This window comes from Paenibacillus sp. yr247 (assembly GCF_900103825.1).
Taxonomy (GTDB): Bacteria; Bacillota; Bacilli; order Paenibacillales; family NBRC-103111; genus Paenibacillus_E.
The window spans coordinates 18,637-39,397 of sequence record NZ_FNIF01000003.1; the positions used below are offsets into that span (position 1 = coordinate 18,637).

At 45.2% G+C, this 20,761-nt stretch carries 21 protein-coding genes, 8 pseudogenes and 1 riboswitch; of the genes and pseudogenes, 8 read left to right on the forward strand and 21 right to left on the reverse strand.

Features of this window, described 5'->3' with window-relative positions:
- Window positions 1-188 precede the first annotated feature (188 nt).
- Entirely contained in the window at window positions 189-818 is a 630-nt protein-coding gene (locus BLT91_RS09105) for a TetR/AcrR family transcriptional regulator (protein WP_090819915.1), read from the reverse strand.
- A 134-nt stretch (window positions 819-952) separates the two neighbouring features.
- Window positions 953-1,346: pseudogene (locus BLT91_RS09110) on the reverse strand (hotdog fold thioesterase).
- Window positions 1,347-1,698: 352 nt separating this feature from the next.
- Here BLT91_RS09110 and BLT91_RS09115 point away from each other — a divergent pair.
- Window positions 1,699-2,913: an MFS transporter gene (locus BLT91_RS09115; RefSeq protein WP_175532183.1), complete on the forward strand. Its 1,215-nt coding sequence runs from the start codon at window positions 1,699-1,701 to the stop codon at window positions 2,911-2,913.
- Window positions 2,914-3,234: 321 nt separating this feature from the next.
- Here BLT91_RS09115 and BLT91_RS09120 read toward each other — a convergent pair.
- From BLT91_RS09120 to BLT91_RS09145, 6 genes and pseudogenes are all read right to left on the reverse strand, one after another.
- Window positions 3,235-3,717 (reverse strand): annotated as a pseudogene (locus BLT91_RS09120) (IS3 family transposase); the annotation flags it as partial.
- 119 nt (window positions 3,718-3,836) lie between these two features.
- Window positions 3,837-4,118, reverse strand: a pseudogene (locus tag BLT91_RS09125) (bacteriocin maturation protein); the annotation flags it as partial.
- Window positions 4,119-4,180: 62 nt separating this feature from the next.
- Window positions 4,181-4,498: an NAD(P)-dependent oxidoreductase gene (locus BLT91_RS09130; RefSeq protein ID WP_090819924.1), complete on the reverse strand. Its 318-nt coding sequence runs from the start codon at window positions 4,496-4,498 to the stop codon at window positions 4,181-4,183.
- Window positions 4,499-4,650: 152 nt separating this feature from the next.
- Window positions 4,651-4,944 carry a Rossmann-fold NAD(P)-binding domain-containing protein gene (locus BLT91_RS09135; protein WP_175532185.1) on the reverse strand — a complete coding sequence of 98 codons (294 nt, stop codon included), beginning with the start codon at window positions 4,942-4,944 and terminating at the stop codon, window positions 4,651-4,653.
- A gap of 472 nt (window positions 4,945-5,416) precedes the next feature.
- Window positions 5,417-6,340 (reverse strand): enoyl-CoA hydratase/isomerase family protein, encoded by a 924-nt coding sequence (locus BLT91_RS09140; RefSeq protein WP_217635197.1) that lies wholly within the window; start codon window positions 6,338-6,340, stop codon window positions 5,417-5,419.
- Between the two features lie 353 nt (window positions 6,341-6,693).
- A complete protein-coding gene (locus tag BLT91_RS09145; RefSeq protein WP_090819929.1) occupies window positions 6,694-6,972 on the reverse strand; it encodes a YciI family protein in 279 nt (92 codons plus the stop codon).
- A gap of 488 nt (window positions 6,973-7,460) precedes the next feature.
- Between BLT91_RS09145 and BLT91_RS30630 the strand changes: the two are divergent.
- The 3 genes and pseudogenes from BLT91_RS30630 to BLT91_RS31420 all read left to right on the forward strand — a co-directional run.
- Window positions 7,461-7,573: pseudogene (locus tag BLT91_RS30630) on the forward strand (IS1595 family transposase); the annotation flags it as partial.
- 411 nt (window positions 7,574-7,984) lie between these two features.
- Window positions 7,985-8,287: a helix-turn-helix domain-containing protein gene (locus tag BLT91_RS09150; RefSeq protein ID WP_141224960.1), complete on the forward strand. Its 303-nt coding sequence runs from the start codon at window positions 7,985-7,987 to the stop codon at window positions 8,285-8,287.
- Window positions 8,284-8,532 (forward strand): hypothetical protein, encoded by a 249-nt coding sequence (locus BLT91_RS31420; RefSeq protein WP_090819932.1) that lies wholly within the window; start codon window positions 8,284-8,286, stop codon window positions 8,530-8,532. Before BLT91_RS09150 ends, BLT91_RS31420 begins: the two co-directional genes overlap by 4 nt.
- 397 nt (window positions 8,533-8,929) lie before the next feature.
- Here the strand turns inward: BLT91_RS31420 and BLT91_RS31425 are convergent, their stop codons facing one another.
- From BLT91_RS31425 to BLT91_RS31430, 8 genes and pseudogenes are all read right to left on the reverse strand, one after another.
- Entirely contained in the window at window positions 8,930-9,088 is a 159-nt protein-coding gene (locus BLT91_RS31425; protein ID WP_175532186.1) for a hypothetical protein, read from the reverse strand.
- 581 nt (window positions 9,089-9,669) lie between these two features.
- Entirely contained in the window at window positions 9,670-10,149 is a 480-nt protein-coding gene (locus BLT91_RS09160; protein ID WP_090819935.1) for an HPP family protein, read from the reverse strand.
- Window positions 10,150-10,213: 64 nt separating this feature from the next.
- A complete protein-coding gene (locus BLT91_RS09165) occupies window positions 10,214-10,714 on the reverse strand; it encodes a flavin reductase family protein (protein WP_090819938.1) in 501 nt (166 codons plus the stop codon).
- Window positions 10,715-10,807: 93 nt separating this feature from the next.
- Window positions 10,808-11,011: pseudogene (locus BLT91_RS09170) on the reverse strand (DoxX family protein); the annotation flags it as partial.
- 62 nt (window positions 11,012-11,073) lie between these two features.
- Window positions 11,074-11,343 carry a hypothetical protein gene (locus BLT91_RS09175; protein ID WP_254776855.1) on the reverse strand — a complete coding sequence of 90 codons (270 nt, stop codon included), beginning with the start codon at window positions 11,341-11,343 and terminating at the stop codon, window positions 11,074-11,076.
- 242 nt (window positions 11,344-11,585) lie between these two features.
- Window positions 11,586-11,909 (reverse strand): thioredoxin, encoded by a 324-nt coding sequence (gene trxA / locus BLT91_RS09180; protein ID WP_090819948.1) that lies wholly within the window; start codon window positions 11,907-11,909, stop codon window positions 11,586-11,588.
- Window positions 11,910-11,932: 23 nt separating this feature from the next.
- Window positions 11,933-12,862 carry a thioredoxin-disulfide reductase gene (trxB, locus tag BLT91_RS09185; protein WP_090819951.1) on the reverse strand — a complete coding sequence of 310 codons (930 nt, stop codon included), beginning with the start codon at window positions 12,860-12,862 and terminating at the stop codon, window positions 11,933-11,935.
- A 70-nt stretch (window positions 12,863-12,932) separates the two neighbouring features.
- Window positions 12,933-13,115 (reverse strand): hypothetical protein, encoded by a 183-nt coding sequence (locus BLT91_RS31430; protein ID WP_175532188.1) that lies wholly within the window; start codon window positions 13,113-13,115, stop codon window positions 12,933-12,935.
- 274 nt (window positions 13,116-13,389) lie between these two features.
- Here BLT91_RS31430 and BLT91_RS09190 point away from each other — a divergent pair, with 274 nt between their 5' ends.
- Window positions 13,390-13,698, forward strand: coding sequence for a hypothetical protein (locus BLT91_RS09190; protein WP_141224961.1), 309 nt, complete (start codon window positions 13,390-13,392; stop codon window positions 13,696-13,698).
- Between the two features lie 219 nt (window positions 13,699-13,917).
- Here the strand turns inward: BLT91_RS09190 and BLT91_RS32740 are convergent, their stop codons facing one another.
- On the reverse strand, window positions 13,918-14,064 hold the full coding sequence (locus BLT91_RS32740; RefSeq protein ID WP_254776856.1) for a hypothetical protein: 147 nt from the start codon (window positions 14,062-14,064) through the stop codon (window positions 13,918-13,920).
- 204 nt (window positions 14,065-14,268) lie between these two features.
- Window positions 14,269-14,356: riboswitch (cyclic di-GMP riboswitch) on the forward strand.
- 130 nt (window positions 14,357-14,486) lie between these two features.
- Between BLT91_RS32740 and BLT91_RS09195 the strand changes: the two are divergent.
- Window positions 14,487-14,839: pseudogene (locus BLT91_RS09195) on the forward strand (response regulator).
- Window positions 14,840-14,982: 143 nt separating this feature from the next.
- Here the strand turns inward: BLT91_RS09195 and BLT91_RS09200 are convergent.
- Window positions 14,983-15,237 (reverse strand): hypothetical protein, encoded by a 255-nt coding sequence (locus tag BLT91_RS09200; RefSeq protein ID WP_090819957.1) that lies wholly within the window; start codon window positions 15,235-15,237, stop codon window positions 14,983-14,985.
- 227 nt (window positions 15,238-15,464) lie between these two features.
- On the opposite strand from BLT91_RS09200, the gene BLT91_RS09205 reads away from it, so the two are divergent.
- A complete protein-coding gene (locus tag BLT91_RS09205; protein WP_090819961.1) occupies window positions 15,465-15,989 on the forward strand; it encodes a spore coat protein in 525 nt (174 codons plus the stop codon).
- Window positions 15,990-16,510: 521 nt separating this feature from the next.
- A pseudogene (locus BLT91_RS09210) lies at window positions 16,511-17,493 on the forward strand (transposase); the annotation flags it as partial.
- Between the two features lies 1 nt (window position 17,494).
- On the opposite strand, the pseudogene BLT91_RS09215 reads toward BLT91_RS09210, so the two are convergent.
- From BLT91_RS09215 to ltrA, 3 genes and pseudogenes are all read right to left on the reverse strand, one after another.
- A pseudogene (locus BLT91_RS09215) lies at window positions 17,495-17,872 on the reverse strand (transposase); the annotation flags it as partial.
- Window positions 17,873-18,047: 175 nt separating this feature from the next.
- Entirely contained in the window at window positions 18,048-18,500 is a 453-nt protein-coding gene (locus BLT91_RS09220; protein WP_090819964.1) for a YoqH family protein, read from the reverse strand.
- Window positions 18,501-18,773: 273 nt separating this feature from the next.
- Window positions 18,774-20,567 carry a group II intron reverse transcriptase/maturase gene (gene ltrA, locus BLT91_RS09225; RefSeq protein WP_175532189.1) on the reverse strand — a complete coding sequence of 598 codons (1,794 nt, stop codon included), beginning with the start codon at window positions 20,565-20,567 and terminating at the stop codon, window positions 18,774-18,776.
- Window positions 20,568-20,761: the final 194 nt, after the last annotated feature.

Consider the following 20,761-nt stretch of genomic DNA (forward strand, 5'->3'; position numbering starts at 1 on the left):
CCACTTAGATCAACTCTTTTGTCCGGCTATCGATCCATGGGTTGGAATTCCTAGACGAAACATCCTCCTTCATATTGAATTTTTTTAATAAATACTGCTACTTAGTAGCATCATTAGAAAGCATCGAACGAGATCTTGTGCTGTTTGCAATACGCATCAGCATATCCGCCGCATTTTTTAGCGGCACATCAGATGATGAACGAGCGGATATGCGCGAGCATGGCGTCCAATACCGCTTCGAGCGGGCTCGTCTCCTTGCGGACCTGCGTGAGAAGAAGGCCTCCCTGAAGGGCGGTCAGCAGCGCCAACGCGAGAACGTCCGGATCGGCATCGGCTCTCAGCTCGCCGTGCTCCTGCATCGCAAGAAGTCCTCTGCGAATGGAGTGCTCCCACTGCATAAATCCGGCTGTGAGCTCGGTACGAGCCGCCGAGTCCGTATCCGCCAGCTCGCTGGCAAGCGAGCCGATCGGACAGCCCCCCTGGCATTGCCGCTCAATCTGAAGTTGTACGATCGCATCACACCAAGTTCTCAGCGCCTCCATGCTATCTAGATGGCTCAACAGAGGCTCCTGGGCACTCAACACTTGTTCGGTCTGATACACAATGACCGCCAGAACGAGCTCTCGCTTCTCCTTGAAATAATGGTACAGCTGGGAGGCACTGACCTTGGCCTCCCGCTGCACGTCTTCCACGCTTGTACCTGCAACGCCGCGATCAAACATCAGTTTGGCCGCGGCGTCGACGATGCGCGCGCGCGTCTCTTTTCCCTTTTTCGTCAGCCGCTGCTCTTGTTTTTTGACATCCATTAAGTTTTCCATACATGTAGTATAACAAAAATGGAGCTGAAAATCTGAAAAATTACTTCCACTCTCTACATTTTATTAGCTATAGATGCATGCCCTTCGATCACCAACGGCTTCAGGCTGAGATCCGTGCTTTTTTTGTTGGACGCTCATCTTTTATCAATAATCGCGACGGTGCAACGGGAGATAAAGATCAGTTTATCCTGCTCGACTATGATCTTGCTATCCCAGACCATCGTTTTTGCGTCCCTTTGTGAAAAAAGGGGTAGCGACCGCGGTCACGATACCCTCACTTTTGCTCCGGAGGTGGTTGGCGTTAATCTCCAGCCCTACCGCCGCATATTCTTGGTTGTCTATATTTATGATGGAGGCGCTGGAAGCCGCCGATTCCGCCAATAAAACCGAAGCACCGTCGTGCAGAATGCCCGCAGGCTGATGGGTTATCGGACCAACTGGCATGGTCAAGACAACGCGATCCGGATGAAGTTACGTGTACTCAATGCCCAGCGACGCTATCGCCGAATTTCTTCTTCCTTCTTCCATATGACGGATGATGGTTTCCTTGTCCATTCCGAAGTTTGTTAATATGACATCTGATACGATCACTTTAACCAACCTCTCCTTTATCTAATAGTGAAGCTGGAACTGCACCCGCAAGCTGCGCTTCAAATTCGAAAGTATTCATCAAGAAGTAGTGACTTTTTTGACAATCAACGTATTTATACTTGCTCCTATAATAATTCCTGCAATATTAGGCAAGTTTTATGCATGAATGGCACTATTTTGTTTCGCTTATTCAAGTAATAATATCTATGTCAGGCAACGTTTGAGAGTCAGTTTAATTCATCAGTGCTCTGCACATAATATTGATGTTATGAAAGAGAGGTGAGTGGTCGTGAGCGAAAGAAATATTACTTTTACGCAAGAACAACCACATCGGAACGGTCGCCTGTTACCGAAGATTAGTTTCTATTTGCTGGTATCTGTTCTCGTTAGTTATCTTACTTCTTCCAGCGCCCCTACGCCATTATATGCTTTGTACGCTGTCAAATGGGGCTTTTCACCAATTACCGAAACCGTCATTTTTGGTGTCTATGCCGTAGCCGTTCTCTTTTCTCTTCTGACAGTTGGTTCTTTATCCGACTATGTGGGACGTCGACCTGTGCTTATCGGCGCTCTGGCCATACAGGCGGTGGCTATGCTCGTTTTCGCTACCGCTGGCGGAATAGACGCTTTGATAATTGCCCGCGTTTTGCAAGGGTTAGCAACCGGAGCGGCTGTTAGTGCGCTTGGTGCTGCGCTGCTTGACTTCGACAAGGTCAAGGGGACAATAGCCAATGCGGTGGGGTCCCCAATTGGGATGGGACTGGGCTCGATCATGTCTGGTGTGATGGTTCAATTCCTACCAGCGCCGACGCATCTCATCTACTTCATCCTCCTTGTAGTTTTCATAGTCCAGGGATTAGGTGTCTTGTTAATTCCGGAATCTGCCGACCCGAAAGCAGGTGCATTATCATCGTTGGTGCCGCACTTTGGGATACCCGCTACCACACGTAAACCGCTCGTTGCGGCCGTACCAGCACTCGTAGCAACTTGGGCCTTGATGGCTTTCTATGGATCTATTGGTCCAACTGTAGTTAAACTAATTACCCACTCTAATTCCTATTTCTTTGCGGGGCTACCACTCTTCGCAATAGCTGGAAGCGCCAGCATTACGATACTCATTGTCAGATCCTTCCCTTCAAAAGTTGCAATGCTGCTTGGAATGGTTGCACTGATTGTTGGCGTCGGCTGTACGTTGCTTGCAACTGTTAATACCTCAATCCTCATGTTTTTTATTGGAACGGTTGTTGCGGGAGTTGGTTTCGGAGGAGGGTTCCAAGGAGCGTTCCGAATTGTACTCCCTCTAGCAAAACTGCATGAACGCGCCGGTTTGCTCTCCACGCTGTACGTGATTTGCTATATCGCGTTGGGGGTTCCTGCTGTCATCGCTGGGATATTCGTGGAGAAATTTGGAATCCTCAACATGACGAGAGAGTACGGCCTAGTCGTAATGATATTTGGCGCCCTCTCAGCGTTGGGCTTAGGCTTTGTGAAGAAGAGTGAGTAACCTATAGAGGGCTAATCCAGTAGCGAATCAATTTTATGAAATTTGTACGGACATCGATGAGTCGTCCAGGAATTAAATATCTGCTAGGATTGCCAGAGCTTTGGCGGCAGAAGGCTTTGCTTTTCATGGAGTGAAATTAGCAAGGCGGCCGAGGTTAAAAGTAGCGAGGATAACGATTCAACGCGAATGTTCCCACAAGCAGCTTAAATACCCTTAATCCTCACCGGTTCAAGCATTCGCAGGATGAAAAAGAAGCGTGGAGTGTTGGAAGACGTTACGCAAAATGGACCTCTGTCAATAGATTAGACACACCAAACTGTTTAAGTAAATAAGTTCTTTCTTCAAAATACTATGAAAAGATTCAATGCAGGCGTTGTCGTAACAGTACCCTTTACGACTCATGCTGTCTTTCATCTTGTAGCTACGAAGACGTTTTTGGTACGTAATGGATGCATACTGGCTGCCGCGATCAGAGTGATGCAACACTCCATCCTTAGGCTTCTGAATGCGATATGCTTGATTTAAAGCCTTTAAACACAACTCCTTTGTCATGCGTTCATCCATATGGAATCCGGTAATTTTACGCGTACAGAGATCCTCTACGCTGGCAAGGTAAAGCCATCCTTCGTCTGTTGGCACATACGTAATATCTGCCATCCAGACTTGATTAGGCTTCTCTGCAGTGAAGTCCTGATTCAAGACATTGTCGGACACAGGCAGGTTGTGTTTTGAATTCGTTGTAGCCTTGTATTTCTTCACAATACGCGAATTCAAGCCCAAAAACGGTCCTAGCGCGAAATAGATGCGAAAGCGGGCCGTTTTTGCTTATTGTTAAGAAAATACCAAAAACTCTCCACTCAACCCCTACCGTTCGTCGTGTGCAATATAAGCTAGGATACTAACTAAAACGCCCCTCTCCCCCTGCCTGACACAAGAAGCGCCGACACAAGCGAGGCAAACATCGGGACGAAGCCGACCGCGATCACCTTGGCCAGCCGGTAGCACTGAAACCGGTAGGCACCGGAATCGCCGAAGCTTTCGAGAAAAGCGATCTGCCCTACATACCTGCGGACCGTTTCCTTCGATAGAACGTGCGGACGGTCCTGGCTCGCATCCCGCGCGAAGCCTTTCTGCCTCAGCACTTCCGCGATTTCGTACACCCTGTCCCGATGCGGACTGGATAGACCGTCCGTCAATTCTGCCAGATCGAACCACCGGGTTCCAAACTCATACAAAATTACATGAGTTTCCTCATCATTGAACCTTTTCACAATGGAAAGCCCCCAGGAAGTCTGAACCTCCTGTCCGAAGTAAGCAGGAAAGCTGATCTTTTCATCCGATTCAATCTATCGGCATTGATCATCTTTTCCGTCTCGACGGTTAACGGACAGTGCATCGAGATCACATCCGAGCGCTCAAAAAGTTCGTCCTGCTCCACCCATTGAAAGTTGGCAAGCGGCGTATTAACAGACATGTTCCGCTTATGAGCGAGCACTTTCATGCCGAAGGCCGAAGAAATGCGAGCCACCTGCTCGCCGATGCGGCTATATCCGACGATGCCCATCGTCTTGCCCGCCAGTTCCATTAATGGGCTGCGCCAAAAGCACCAATCCGGATTGAGCGATCACTCGCCCTGGTGAACCGCATCGCTGCGTTGTTGAACGCGGTGACACAGCTCTAATAATAAGGCGAACACCGTCTGCGCAACGGAGACGGTACCATAGCCCGGCACGTTGGTCACAGTAATTTCGCGCTCAGAGCCATTTTCACATCGACAATATCATATCCGGTTGCAAGGACACCTATGTACTTTAGGGCCGGCAGCTGATCAAGCACTTCCCTCCGAAGAGGAGTCTTGTTAGTAAGTATCGCCTCGGCATCCATGCAGCGTTCCAAGATTTGATCCACCGGCGTTCGATCGTGGATCGTTAAGCAGCCCAAGCTTTCCAGCCCCTCCCAGCTTAAATCCCCAGGGTTCAATGTATAACCATCCAGCACGCCGATGTTCATCGGCATCTCATCATCATTCACCTGAATTTCCGTATTTCGCTTTGACGTTCTCTTTATTGAGCTCTCGTACCCGTAGTAACCACCCTACCTGTGAATAGCGAATTCATGAGATCTTCGAGCGATAAATGGTTTCATAAAGTGAGTAAACTTGGCAGGAATACCTTTCCACCAGGGCAAAGAACTTACCCCTCTCCACCAGCACCAACCGAGAAAGTGAACTGTTCATAAGTTTTCATCGTTAATTTTACTTGAAATGGCCCTCCTTTTGGAGCAGGTCCGTAATAAGGTTTTATATCTTCCTTTCTTACTTTTTTCGTAATATTGTCATAAGTGAATCAATTTCATTTCTTCTGAGCTTCCAGCTAATGTCAGGTCCCCATCTTACTTGAGCTGATTGGACTGCATTTGCAGTCAATCTAAACACCCTAATCCGCGTTTTACGAATTCAAAAAATCTCCGGAAGGCTTATGCCCCCGGAGATTCTTTTATAGATTTACTTTTTGTTGGTGGCCATCGATCGGGCGACGTCGGCAGCGCTGATGCCTTCGAGGGCTAGGCCATAACCGACGCCTTCATCGACGATGCGGCGCAGATTCTGGGTAAGGGCGACGCGTGTGTAGTGGCTGGTGAGCGGCGGAAGCTTAGTGATGTTTTCGGCGATCTCGTGTGCACGTGCCAGGAGTTTTTCGTCCGGCACGATCTCATTGACCGCCCCCCACTCCTGCGCCGTCTTCGCGTCAAGCTCCTGTTGCGTGAGGAGGAAGTAGCGGCCGCGTACGCTGCCGATGACCTCCGGCCAGAGCAGATTCACGCCATCACCCGGCACGATGCCGAAATCGAAGTGAGGCTTGTCTTGGAAGACAGTTTTCGGTGTTGCCAGCACGATGTCGGAAAGCAGGATGTATTCCGAATGTAGTCTGACCGGGCCGTTTACGGCGGCAATCACCGGCACCTCGATATCGAGCATGTTCATGAGGACCTTTTTGCCCTCGCGATAGATCTTGTCATAACCCTGCGGGCTGAAGAAGTCGAAGCCTTCCGGGCTGATCGTATCCATGAAAGCATCGCCTGAGCCAGTCAGGATGACAACTCGGTTGTCGGGATCGGAAGCGATGGCATGGAAGAGATCGACAAACTCCTCATGGGTATGGCCGTTAAAGATGAGCTTGCCGCCGTCGGTATGAAACTTCACCTCCAGAACACCGCTTTCTGAACGGGTCAATTGGGCATTGGGAAAGCTGTTACGGTAAGTGTCGAAGCGGCTGCTCGCGGAAGTGCTGCTAGCAGCCGCATTGGACGATGCGGTTTGTTCGTTATCGTTCATGGCGGCGAAGGCCGTCACGTTGCCGCCGGAGGCCGTCAAGAGTGAGAAGCTCAATGTTGCGATTAAAGCGATAGAACTGATTTTTTTCTTCATGTGAACCTCCCAGTTTAATTTGGTACCTTACGATACCCATTTTAAGATTGCGCTTCCATGAAATTGGAATGATCAACCGAACGATGGGACGCGAATCGTTGCAGCGTCACATCATTGAAGGAATTACCGTCGGCACGGTGAAAGGTTAATAGTTTCCTCCTAAGTGATCAACAAGTTGGTTTTAGATAATTGTCTATCTTTCTGAATCGGATTGAACATTGGATTCTGTCGACCGGATATCATTGGACTCGCGTCGCCTCGCTGGTGCGAAAGGAAATTTAAGCTGAAAACAAGCACGAGCATACAATTGTCATCACGCGGGGAAGACCTGTCATTTTATCGCAAATATAAGATCAATGCGATTCCGGCAGCGGGAAGTCGAGAGGCTGCCATGCGCGAAGCTCGAGGGTGCGGGCGCCTTCCAGCACGAACGGATCGTGTTCCGCCAGCCGACGGGCTTCCTCTTCGCTTTCCGCGCGGTACAACACCATCCCGCTGAGTCCGTCGGCGAACGGGCCGGCCATGACGACTTTGCCTTCCCGGTACAAGCGGTTGATGTAAGCAAGATGGACCGGTTCAAGCCGTGAGCTCTTTTCTGTGTCGACAATTGGTAATTGCGCGACGTAGATCATGGACGATTCTCCTTTTTCTCTCCTACAAATGTGCCTACTGCCAGAGCGGTAGTTCTTGCCGAAGCCATGAGTTTTCTTTACATAAGAACTCCTCCTTGTAGTTGAATAATCCTTCAAAATAATATTAATTGGAATTGGTTAAACGAAAAAGACTAATCCTGCATCATATTTGCCTAATAATGCAATATGTTATCATTTTCATTGACGGGTTGTATTGTCCTGCCACGAAATTGAGTATTCTTCATGATAAAAATCCTCGCATGATGAGCAGTATATGTAATTATAATCATTAAGACTGTCATATTCGTCCGCTTCACTGCCTAGACGCCCTGATCTCCAGGACTTCAAATCGCTCAAGTATTCTAATTCTTCCGTGGTCACTTTTTCGGTCGTCAACAAATTTCGCAATAAATGATCAACTTCTAAAGTACAGATTGCAAAATCCTTAGAACATTCTTCGCCCGTGTATGTGAAGCAAAAAAGGCGGCATTGCCCATCGTAAATCTTGCAAGAGAGGTGGTAAAGCCAAAAAACGTGGGATAAGTGATGAACAGTGTCAGTCGTGGTCGCTATTGATCGTAATGGAGCGATTTTATCAAAATAATCTGGAAGTGGACGAATTACAGCATACCAAATCAATGAGGCAATTACGGATTCCGCAACCAATTACAAGTCTTTTGCCAAGCAGTATAACTTTAACCATGAAGTGATAAATGTTCGCAAAGACGGGTAAAGGCAGCAGAACAATCAATAAAATAAATCCATCCGCTTACATTGGAAATACCAATACCGAAGAGCAAAATAGATGGATATTTCTATGTTTCCAACAGTACTTTGAGTTTCATTCCGACAGCTCCTTCCACAAATATTTGCGCTTTATGGGTAACCCGTAAAATACTAAATTGGCTAAAACAAATAAATCCCACCCCCAAGACAAATGAACCGCACCCCCTAAAATAGACATTAGAAAAAACCCCTGGGTTAATCTAAACTATTTTAGGGGGTGTTTGGCATGGCGACAAAGGGACAGAAGTTAAAAACGTACAGCCAAGAACTGAAATTGAAAGCTATTAAAATGAAGCTAGAAGGAATGACGAAACGTCAGATTTCAGAAGAGCTTGGGATAGAAGATCATGATCGTGTTAAGATCTGGATGCGTAAGTATAAGCAGTTTGGCGAGTACGGTCTTATGGATAATAGAGGACGACGTGAAGTGTACAAGGATGAAGACAGACATCTTCAGAAGCTTACTCGGGAGAATGAAATGCTAAAAAAGTGCTTGGAAATCTGGATACAGGAGGTACAAGTCGATTGATTCATAATCGCTATAAAACTGGCATGCAAATTGATCATCCGCTCATTTCTCAGTTTTTAATGATAAGCCACTTAAGGTGGACAAATCCTGTATCAGGCAACCCCGCGTGGATCTTCAAGGCGAATGAATCCGGCTTCATAATCTCCCACTTGTCTGTCAACAAGGTGGACTTGTCGTCGAGAAGTATGGATGGATTTACTATTCCTCAGTCAATGAGAATGGAACTTTTGAACTGGGGCGTTTAAGACAGGAAGCACTTCAAAAGGAGGTGCTTCCTTTGTTGTTGTATTATTAATGCTATTTCTTCCAATGTCCCGCGACAGACCATCATGTCTTTGGTCAGAATTATGTTATCTCCAAAATCTTCATTAAGCTAATTATCAAGCTGGACGGTTCCAAAAGTAACCTGGAACGGGGGAGAACGATCTGTAATCGGCGTAAAAGGTGCAACAGCGCGTCAAGCTAACCATCGACTCAAACACGAAGGTGCGTCCGTCGATCATGACAGGCTCCTGTCCATCCACTTTCAGCTAGCTAGAAATAAAAAAGTGAATGTTCACAAAAGTAAACACCCACTAACGGACTTTATTTTCCACTAACGATCTTTATTTTCCTTGATCATCGTGTCCATGTTATCCCACTTCATTCTTCCTTTCCGAATGCCAGCTGCTCCCATTCTTCAAGAGTCATTCCATTCAGTATTTGGAAATCCTTCAGCTTCATCCAGCACTCCGAACCCAAGCAGTCTACTTGCTCATTTACCTTTTTCCTGCCGGCGAGCGGCCATAGTTCTATATTCATTCGTCTGTGCATGCAATAACAGGACGTAATCGCCGGATTTTACGCATGCGACGCCTGTGTAGTGTTATCGATATCAGCAGGCTAGACAGACCAAAAATATAGTAAGGTGCGTCACTATTATTGAGACTCTCTCAAATTCGGCAAGTTGGGTTTTATTTAAAGCCCCGCAGTAATCGGTATATCCTTTAGGCCTCCGGGTTACGGGTCTTGAACGGTACTGATATGGCAGCCTATTTACTATTTTCTATGAGCCCATAATGAACACCCATTGGGTCAACAATATAGGCTAATTTAAAGTCACCCGAAATCCATTTCTGCTTCGCTACAAAGTAGGTATATTTGTGTAACTTTACAACAATGTAGGGACATTTGTGCAATTTAAGTTGACACAATTCTCCCTAACATAAAAATAAAAAAGCCTGATTTCTCAAGCTTTTGCTGATTTAGTTATGTAGGCACATTTGTGTCATTGGACATTCATCTTTTGTACATATGTATATGCCATAAGTTTTTTTATTTGTTTTGTATTTTGGCGAACGATATATGACAAGAATTTGTACCGATTGTCTCAAAAACGTCTGCTACATCGTGTCGCTGTACTTGCCATGATCCTCAGTATTATTAAGACTTGCATCACCTTTGCGTCGATCCAATTGATGAATAACCCAAAGCAGAAACCCTAACCCCACCAAAGACACAAATACCGCTACCGGCAGGCTCCAAACGGCAAGCGGCTTCGAAAAATAGGGAATCAGCGCAACCGCCAGAACAGGCGCATCAGTCCAATTGAGCCGCTGCATAAGGAATAATGTAAGCAAGACCGTCAGGAAAAAAGCGATAATTCCGCCGACCAGCCAATGCAGCAAACTGCCAATAACCGTCGCCACAGTTGCCGCAATTATTGTCTTTGGCAGATCTTTCTTATATTCTTCCCGCTTGAACAAAATAACGCAGAAGGATGCCAATGATGGATAAAAAACCATTTCCAGTCCAGGAATATGCTGGGTCGCCCAATAAGCAAGTGTTAAATAAACACAAGTTGCTAGTACTTGGATTTTCAAGCTGCCACCCCGATTCTTCTAGATTACGATATATAATTCTATCGGCTGTGGTGGGCCTGTTCGGCTATGCGATCATATCATCTTCCATTCGCACTCGTTCCGGGTGGCGGTCAAGCTCCCACTCGTCCCATTCATCGGCCCTCAGCCATTCGGCTATGCGTTCCCATAGCTTGATTTTGGCTTCCACCACACCAGGTACGGACATTTTTGCTCTCGGAATAGCGGTCAGCCCGGCATAAGCAATCTCGCTTTCATTAGGTGCAAGATGAGCCGCCGCCTGATTGACAAACTTGACATTCGCTTCATCCGTGCTATGGATATCAATAACGTCGTTATCCAGAGCGTTTCGCGCCTTATCTTTGGAATCCTCGTTTCTTCGCTGCACCGACACAGAGACCATAGGTGGATTGGAAGTGACGATATTAAAATAGCTGAATGACGCTGCATTCACGACTCCATACCTGGATTGAGTTGTAACAAGAGCGATGGGCCTCGGGATAATGCTCCCGATCATCAACCTATAATTGTCACGTTCGCTCTGTCTCGCTGGGTCAATCATGAACATGGTCTCTTCACCTCTAGATCAGATTTAAAAATCCTCCTGTACCAGTCCGCAGCTGCAGCCGCTTCTGTTCTGGTTGACATTACTAACAGATCTTCAATGTTGGAGAAGCGCATCAATCGAATACTCGCCGGCACCGATCAACGCCACACTATCGAATACTGCGATAAGGATAAGGTTGAACTCATAGCCGTTTGAAGTGCTCCAAAAGCCGTTTGGACCATGCACTTTAGCAATAGCTACCACCATGGTGATTGCAAGCAGGATTGCAGCTATCGGAGTAAACAAACCCACTGCAAAAGCGCAAATTTCCTATCATCCAACAAAAAACGATTCGTCCATGCTGTTTATCCTCTTGATTGTCAGCTGCAAAAGGAAGCCAGCGCTATGAAACTATCCGGAGTAATAGCGCGCGTTTGGTTCAAAATAAACTCGCGTACCGGATCGTGTACGACGTGAGGATCGCTGACATTCCGCATATCCTCCCAAACGCATTCCGCTCCTTGCTCTTTCGCCGTTCCGGCGAACATTTTACAGCTTTGGCAAAATTGTTCCCGTTGCACATCATTAAGTTTGACAACTTTATTACGCAAGCAGCAATATATTTGTTCATCCTGATCTTTATAATTCATATGAGTTACAAGTCTCATTTGTCCACCCCTTCCAGATAATTAATCAATAATACCTTTTATAGAGCAACTGTAATTGAGGAAGTGAGAAGGCACCGATCCCGTTGTACAAATACAAGGACACTGGATCGAGCTATCACCATGAACGGTTAGGTAATCGTCGATTTTGACTGAAATGAGCGGCGAAACGACATTCCAAACAGCGCTGGCACTTAACCTACCCGTTCCGTTCCGTACCACTTCAATCACTTTGTTTGGCTGTCAATCCAAGCCTTAATCTGGTCTTTCGAACGATAGCCGGAAACTTGATCGATGGCAACTCCATCTTGAAACAAAATGAGGGTTGGAACTCCCATCACGGCAAAGTTTCCGGTGGTTTGCAGATTGTCGTCGACATTGATTTTTGCAACTTTCAATTGATCTCCAAACTCAGACTCGAAATCATCCAATACCGGAGACAACATTTTGCAAGGACCGCACCAAGTCGCCCAAAAATCAACCAATACGGTTCCTTCCTGTTTCTCCACTTCCGTCTCGAACGTTTGATCCGTCACATGTACAATAGCCATTTCGATTCCCTCCTGTTTTTTGGTTAGATGATCGGATGTTCTTCCAAAAATCGTTCGCAATCCAGCGCCGCAATTGCTCCGCTGCCGGCCGAAGTGATTGCCTGCCGGTAGCGGGGGTCCTGCACGTCGCCGCAAGCGAATACGCCAGGAATACTCGTTTCAACCGTTCCCGGCTTTACAATCAAGTAGCCTTGCTGATCGGTTTGCAGTTGTCTGTCAAGAAATTCGGTATTCGGATGATGGCCGATCGCTACGAATATACCGTCGGTTTCGATGATTTCCGCAGCGCCTGTTTCATTGTTTTGCACTTTCAATCCGGTTACGCCTTTTCCATCGGATATAACCTCCAGCGGAGTCCGATCCAGACCCCACTTGATTTTGCCGTTTTGCCGGGCGCGATCCTGCATGATTTGAGACGCCTTCAGTTGGTTTCTTCTGTGAACGATGCGGACTTCCGAGGCGTATTTTGTCAAGAAGTGCGCTTCCTCCATGGCCGAGTCACCGCCGCCGACCACGATTATTTTTTTGCCGCGGAAGAAGAAGCCGTCACACGTGGCGCAAGTGCTCACGCCTCTTCCAATATTTTCGTACTCATTTGGAATTTGCAGAAATTTTGCAGATGCTCCCGTAGAGATGATGACGGTCTCAGCTTTCAGCGTTTCACCACCTTCCAAGTACAAGCTGAACGGGCGGTTTTGCAGATCGACCCGGCTTACCCGGCCTGTTTTAAACCTGGCGCCGAATCGCTCTGCTTGCTTTCTCATATTTTCCATCAGTTCCGTTCCCAGGATCCCATCCAGAAAGCCGGGGAAGTTCTCAACTTCCGTCGTCGTCGTCAATTGCCCGCCGGGCTCAGTTCCTTCGATAACGAGAGGCTCTAAATTCGCCCTCGCCAAGTAAATCGCTGCTGTTAATCCGGCTGGACCGGTACCGATAACAATCGATTTGTACATGGTAAACAACTCCTATTTATTATTTTTCAAAATATAATCGTACATAAACTAATTGGGTAAAAAATTTTGGCTATAGCTGTCGAAATTGAAGCTTACATACATCCGCCCCGTTATTTGCCGCTGATTCGAACTTCGAACGCTCTTGACGAATCAGCCTATTCACTTCCATACGCTTGAGCAGCGGCGTCAATGTCCCGGAATCCAGATCCAATATGTAAGCCATTCCCTCACCGTGCTCTCGTTTCGTTCCCATAGGACCAGTAAAACAATATACTTCGGATAGGTGATGCCCTTTTTTTTCTATTAACGGCCGATACATTCGCGAAATGGCTCAGGAACAAGTACAAGGAAAAACAAAAATAATCCTTCAGATGAAACACTTCCTCTACTTACAGCCCTCCTCTTTTTTGATATGATACACGGTCGATTCAATATTCAGAGATAAAATGGATTGTTTGATCCATTAATTCATGGATTCATCCTAATACTATTTTTTTGGATTGTCAACTCCATTTTTGACTATATGTATGGAAAACTTAATGGAAGCAGCGGCTGAAGAAAAAGGGAAAAAGAGACTCGCGCGCGCATCGTCGCCGCCGCTCGAGGTCGTGCCAGGACGCGTTCTTCAGTCTCTGACCGAATTGAATGCAGGTAAAGAGGGGCTGAGACCCGATGAAGCCGTACTCATTAAGGATCAAATGGTAGGCCGAATCGATATGGAAATGAAAAAAACGGATTACATCCTGAACAGTAAGGGGTACAGCCGACAAACCGGTTTGTTGGAAGCGATCGTTCATACTGAAAGGGGCGATATGTACTGGCTCCCGATTTTTTGAACTTGGCCTTCGTAGGCTTCAATTTTTATAAATAAGCTCAGAATAAATAAAGGAGGAGCTATCGTGGCTAGCTCCTATAGTTTTCGATTCCAGCTACAATAGGCAGATGGAAATGTGATAATTAAACCCCAGCATTTACTTCAATAGTATCCCGTGATGAAATATCGTGGAAAAGCAAAAAGAACGCGCCTGTCCTCTAACGTTTTCTCCCGGTGAGATTCACAAAAATAAGGCCCCTAGGAGAGCTACTCCAGGAGCCAATTTTACATAATTAACGAAGTTTACCATACAAAAAGCCATAGAGATGATAACCAAAAGAATAAAGAGAACTAAAATTGCTGCACTACTAGTTATCGGTTGCGCCATGTTTCACACCCCCTTCGCACTAACATATGGGGGGATGTAATGAAGTGAACTGCAATAATGCCTATTATTTAAAAAAGATCCAGACCTCATATTCAAATCGGTTTGTTTATCTGTACAAAAACCGCTATTTTGTGCAGATGTGATCACTTCGTTCTAGCAATACGAGTGTTATAATTTTTTAATATGAATAGCAATTATTCTGTTATACGATAAAGGCAAAACTAATGAAAATTAGTGACGCAAAGCTAAATGGGCTAAGGCGAATTGTTCGCTATGCCTGCCAGTTACCAAAGGACAGGGATATATATTAACTCCCCATGTTCGATCTTATAAGGGGAGTTTTTCTTATGTCAACGATTCAATGTCATCTATAACAGTTAGTAACTAGGTTTCAAGTCTACTCCTGAAGAGGTGAATTTAAAATGGCTAGAATATTGGTTGTAGATGATTCTATGTTTATGCGATTGATGATTAAGAACATCTTATCAGAAATAGGGCATGAAATTGTTGCCGAAGCACCGAATGGACTTGAGGCAATATCCCTTTTCATCCTGACTTAGTTATGTTGGATATTACAATGCCTGAGATGGACGGTATTACTGCATTAAAGGAAATTAAAAGTTACAAGAGTAATTCAAAGATAATAATGGTATCAGCAATGGGGCAACAATCTTTTGTTATTGAAGCTATTACCCTGGGGGCTAATGATTTTATTGTGAAGCCTTTTGATAAAGACAGGGTAACAGAAGCTATACAAAAGGTATTGAATACGTAAATGAAGACGTAATGAAGCCCCTCGCTTACCATATTGCTTTTACGCGATCGTGTGTTTCTAGTGACATATGTACAAAAAGCATTATCTTGTGAGCAAGTGAAAAGGAGCTGCAACGGCAGCTCCTTCAGAGGTATTGGATTTATCTAAATGTCATTCTCAAAAAATAATAGTCCACCGACACCCAATACAAGTAAGGTAAGAAGCAAACCTATAAATAAGAACCCTAAACCTCCAACGAGAACCAACGCCTTAGGAAAAATAACTAAAGTGATCAGTCCAAGTACGATGAAAAAAAGTATAGATTTAAAAGTAATCCCAATTAATTTCCATAAGAAAATTGCAATAACGATTCCAAAGAGAATATGCGTCAAATGATGCATAAGGTTCAATCCCTTCATACCAATCACTTATCCTCAATTAATGTTTCTCCCGGTACTTTCTTTCAAGAGTCTCTGCAGCTTTTGGATGAACGAACACATTAAAAGGGGAAACTTCCTTTTAATTACCCATCACAGCTAATCTTCGACCTGATACTTTGTAGGCAATAACCCTTTTGCCCCAGCTCGCATAAAGTATCGGGAAGACTATTTTGAAGGCTAAACCGATTTTAAAGGAGGAACGTACGATGTATTCGAATCTAAAGCAGCCTCAACATCATCTCGCATTGCATGAAACGTTGCAATTGCACGAAACGGTCGGTTATTTGTCCGGCCACTTGATCGAGTTAAAAAGGCAGATTCGTTCCGTCCAAGATCTGGCGCTGCGCGCTTTATACGTCGAAGCGATCCAAGTAACCGACATGGACTTGAGAGAACTGCTCCTTTTTTATCCGATGGCTCCGACGCCGTTCCGGGATGACAGGGTCCAAGAAATGCCCGAGTTTATGGGGAAAGAGGGCGATATGACAGGGTTTCATGGAGGAAAACTGCTCGCCTACTTTAAATCGTCGATCCGCGCTTATGCGATACCCCTTACGGAATCGGCAACCCCACAGCTGCGCGATGCGTTTCAAAGACATATGAACAGAGTCATTCATATGTACGGAAAAGTGTCCAATTACATGTTGGAACGCGGTTACTACCCGGCGTATGACCTTGGCCGGCTGCTTGCGATGGATGTGGCCCACGCGCAGAAAGCGTTGGACATGTAAGGGGCAGTCAACGAAGCATTACATCATTCAAAGGGCCCTGCCGGCGAACTAATCTGCCCGTTACTTCAACAGGCTGCCGAGTAAACTGACAGCCTGTTGTTATTGTGCTATAGTTCTCCGCTAGTTCATAGAAACAAGTAGCTCTGCCTACTCCACTAGTACCCCAGGCTTATCTTTCCAATACAACTCCCCGCAATGCCTCGGGTAGATCAAGTGGCATAGACCACCGCAGATGGAATATGTTAATTTCAGATGTTGCTCCCATCCTTAAATTCTTTTACAGAACAAGTTAATAAATTCTTGTGATGGTCCTTTATTATCTTTCCTTCTAATTTCTGTAAAATTATCGTTTGTGTATTCATTAATAACTCAACTTTCGCACCTTCGAAAAACTAGTTAAGCCTTATGGCTGCAAGGCTTAATTGAGAAATTTTGCTCATCTTGACAGAAAAACACCCTCTTTGTTTGGTATCATGGAAGTGACTAGCAACCATGCAAACAAAGAAAGGTGTGTAACTCCTATGGTACACCAAAAATCCTTGTCTGAACAGGCAAAATCTCGCTTTTCCATCTTGCTTTCGACCCTGAAAATCGGCCAACTACTACGAAACGCTGGAATTACGAAATCTTTTGGTTTTTCTAGTTTAGCTGTGTTTCAACTTTTGTTCTCACTCGTGTTTGAAGGACGAAACTGGTTTCGTCTTTTGGAAAGCGAACGCAGTGAGTCACTGCCCGGTAAAGACGTCATTTATCGCTTTCTAAATCAGAGCTCATTTGCTTGGCGAAAGTTTCTCCATAGCTTTGCTCTAAAGATTGTTTTGCACTTTGAGTCTCTTATTTCCACTTCGTGTACACGCGTATTCATCATTGACGACTCCGTTTTGAAGCGTAGTCGTAGTAAAAAAGCCGAATTATTGACACACGTATTCGACCACACGACCGGTCGCTTTACTAAAGGGTTTGCGATGCTGACACTTGGTTGGTCGGATGGTTTTAGTTTTGCTCCCATTGACTTTGTTATGCTTTCTTCGGCTAAGCTTGCGAACCGTATTTGTGAAATGAAGGAGCATGTTTCTAAGCGCAGCTATGGCTACAAGCGCCGACTTGAAGCTCTCCATCGCAAACCAGATGCCGTAGTGGACCTATTAAAACGGGCACTAACCGTCGGATTTACAGCAGACTATGTGCTCATGGACAGCTGGTTTACTCAAGCACCTTTGCTTCGTCAGCTGGACGAAATGGGAGTACCTGTCATTGGTATGGTCAAAGAATTGAAGCAACGCTATCGCTTAAACGGAAAACTAATGACCTTAAAAGAGTTGTACGCAACAATTTCAAAGGGGAATCCAACTGAAATTCTGGGCTCCGTCACGCCGAAACCTCTTGCGGATTACCCGCTAAGTTCGTGTTTGTTCAAAATCGCAACAAGCGCCGAGAATGGCTGGCCATTATCAGCACGGACTTGACCATAAGTGAAGACGAAATCGTACGGATCTATGGTATGTCGGATCATTTTTGGAAGGAGAATTATCTCTATTCTCCTTATTTCTCTTCGTCGTAACAGGGTTCACCAGAACAACGGTTAAGCTTTGTTCTACCAGCCAATTCGCTAGATTAAACCAATAGTGACCCGTCGGTTCCATTCCAATTATTATGTTGTTCAATCGGTGTTTCTGCTGCAACTCATTAACCCAACGTCCAAACCTTTCAAACCCTTCCTTGCTGTTGGTAAACGTAAGATGTCGTTTAGAAAGAACAATTCCGCGAAAGTTCGTTGCTTGTGCGACATGGGCATCCTTCGCCATGTCGATGCCTATTACTAAGTGAGATGGAGTAATTCGTTCTATCCGTTGATTTTGTTCGTCTGATTGCTTAAACTTCATAATAAGAGCGCCTCCTTGATGGTGTTGGGTTTCAAACCCGTGGACAAACCCATCATACCGAGGCGCTCCTTTTTTGACAAAGACCATTTCTTAGATCCTACAGGAAGGTTTAATGAAAAAGGAACTGCATCCCGGCAAGCTCCTCCATTGTCGTTCTTCGTACCAAATAATTTATCTATTTACAGGAATTAATACTACTTTCTAAGACCACAGGACCCAGCTTTCCAGTCTTTGAGTTAGAAAGACGCACCTCTAATTTACTATTTTCCAGGTCTGCTGTTATTTCGTCAAACCTACCTACCCAAGTCGGACCACCTATTACTGGTATTGGATATAGTTTGAATCTCCAACTAATTTCATTTGGAATAAATGCAAAGCCCTCATAACCATCATATTCTCCCAGAGAGGATGGTGTCGGAAGATGATTAGCATGAATACTTATACTGGTGCGCGGAAAGCTTGGTGTTAATTTCACTTTATAAACCAGAACTACCCCTTTTTCATTTGCATAACCGGTATTTACTGGTTCTAGGACTGAGCTACACGGTAAGGATACGTTAGCTTTTCCGTTCTCAGGACTAACTAGGACACTACCCGAAATTATTAAAGCCGCAATAATTTTCTTCACTTTGACTCCTCCACATTTTTATGTGGTTATCATTCCCTTTTTGATTGTTTAGCATTAAATTGCCCGGTAGCAGAAGAAAGGCAGCAGATCAAATTGGTCTGCTGCCTTCTCATGTTGATACTGAACTCTCGGTTGCAATAGGTAAGCATTTGATGTGATCTCCAGCTTTTCCCCTGCTCCACACGGAGCGTGCCAGTTTCCCAGCACTCCGCGTTCCATCTAACTAAATGTACTTGATCATAAGTTCCTCGTTACTCATTGATTTGGGATATGTTAAACTGGTTCTAGTGCATATTTTTCACGGTATTTGTTGATCTTGTTCATCATCAATTCCGTTAGATCCAGTCTATTCTTGAGTACGACAATCGTCTCTTTATTTGTTTGGAGGATAAGTTGTTGGACCTCTTTGTGGAGGATGCGCAAATTGTTAAATTTGTCATTTCCACCTAAGTGCAACGGGATATAGTGGTGGCAGTAAACATCGGACGCGAAGAGGTACATGCCTGTAATTTCGCATTTCCCCATTTTCATGCTATACCGACTAATCCGATTGTCCATATATTCAACACTCTGATTCGGGATGCTAGATGTCGTAAGAAAGTAAATTTCCTGACGTAAATCTGGTCGAAGCTTTTTGTGTATTTGTTCTCTGCCTGCTGTGGTAAAGAGCGAAAGCCCTGTACTAAAGCCCATCGTATTCTTTGTTTTCACATTGGCAAGAGGATATAAATAAACATCTGCTACTTTAAAAGTCCTGTAACCCAAGCTGTAAAATTTACTGTACGTTGGCGGTGGGTTTGCAGGATGCTCGTATTTCCCGATTTGTTTAAGACGATTGTACATGAAAGCTCGAAGATCGTAGGCAAGACGTGAGAACGCAACACTGACATGTGTTGCCCGATTGAAGTAGTTGTGAATTCCTAAAACAAAGCTGTTGAACCGTGCAGCGGTTAGAGCCGTTGGCGAAGCCCTCATTTTGAGAATGTGTTTCTTGGCTTCGCTTTTGATTTTCTGCCTTTTGTTGGCTTTAATGCCCGTATGCGCAACTCGCTTTTGACCCTTTTTGTTCGCTCGGATTGTAAACCCAAGGAATTCCGACTCTCGTTTTCGCAGATTGATGATTTGCGATTTCTCTGGTGAGACGTCGAGTTTCAGGCGGTCTTTGAGATACAGAACAACCGCATGATACCACCTCTGGGCAGACTTCCAATCGCGACAAATGATTTTGAAGTCATCGGCGTAACGCACCAGATAGCCTTCTTTTAGACTAGACCGTATTTTCGCAGCCCTTTCGCCAGTTCTTGATTTGAAAGGTTGTGTCAGCGGAAAGAGTTCCCATTGACCAGCCACCCAATGATCGAGGTCATTCAGTACAATATTCGAGAGCAGTGTTGACAGCAAGCCACCTTGAGGTACGCCTTTAGAAGGTATTCCTTCCCCTTCGATTTCAGCTTTTAACATTTTAGAGATGCACGCTAGAACCTTTCTATCTTGAATGCCCATGTTCCAAAGTTGCTTCACGAGCAAGGTATGGTTGACGTTGTCGAAAAACCCCAATATGTCGATGTCGACTACAAAATGCATTGACGCCTGATTAATGAGAAATTGAACTCTTGCCATGGCATGGTGTGTCGATCGAAGGGGTCTGAAACCATAGCTATGGTTGTAAAATTGGGCTTCAGCTATGGGCTCAAGGACTTGCTTAAAGCACTGTTGAATGATGCGGTCGAGGATGCAAGGGATGCCAAGCGGTCTCCATTTGCCGTTATCTTTCTCGATAAGCTTCCGTCTAACTTTCATGGGGCGGTAGTTTTGCAGTCTGTTTTGGATTTCACTTACTAATTCATGTTCGGGTCGTTGTTCGATGTCTTCGATGGTTAGTCCATCTGTTCCTGGTGTCTTTGATCCTTTATTGGACTTCATCGAGCGATAAGCCAGCAAAATATTTTCTCTGGATGTGACGGTCCCATAGAGGTGTGAAAATGTTTCTTTGTTTGCTGATCTTTCGTATAAATCCGTAAAAGATTCCGTCATGCCGTAATACTCCCAATTTCGTAAAGCTTGCACTGTGGCACCCCTCCTAAATGAAGCGATGTCCCCACATTCCTACCTGATCGGTGCAATTCACGCATGGAAAATGATCGTTCTTTTCAATTAGACTTGGGGCTGTTCCTCCACCTCGATTACAGAGGCTTCCTCAGTCGTGCCCCTGCCCTCACAAGGATAAATCCATTTCGGCAAATGCCTTATTGTAACCGTTT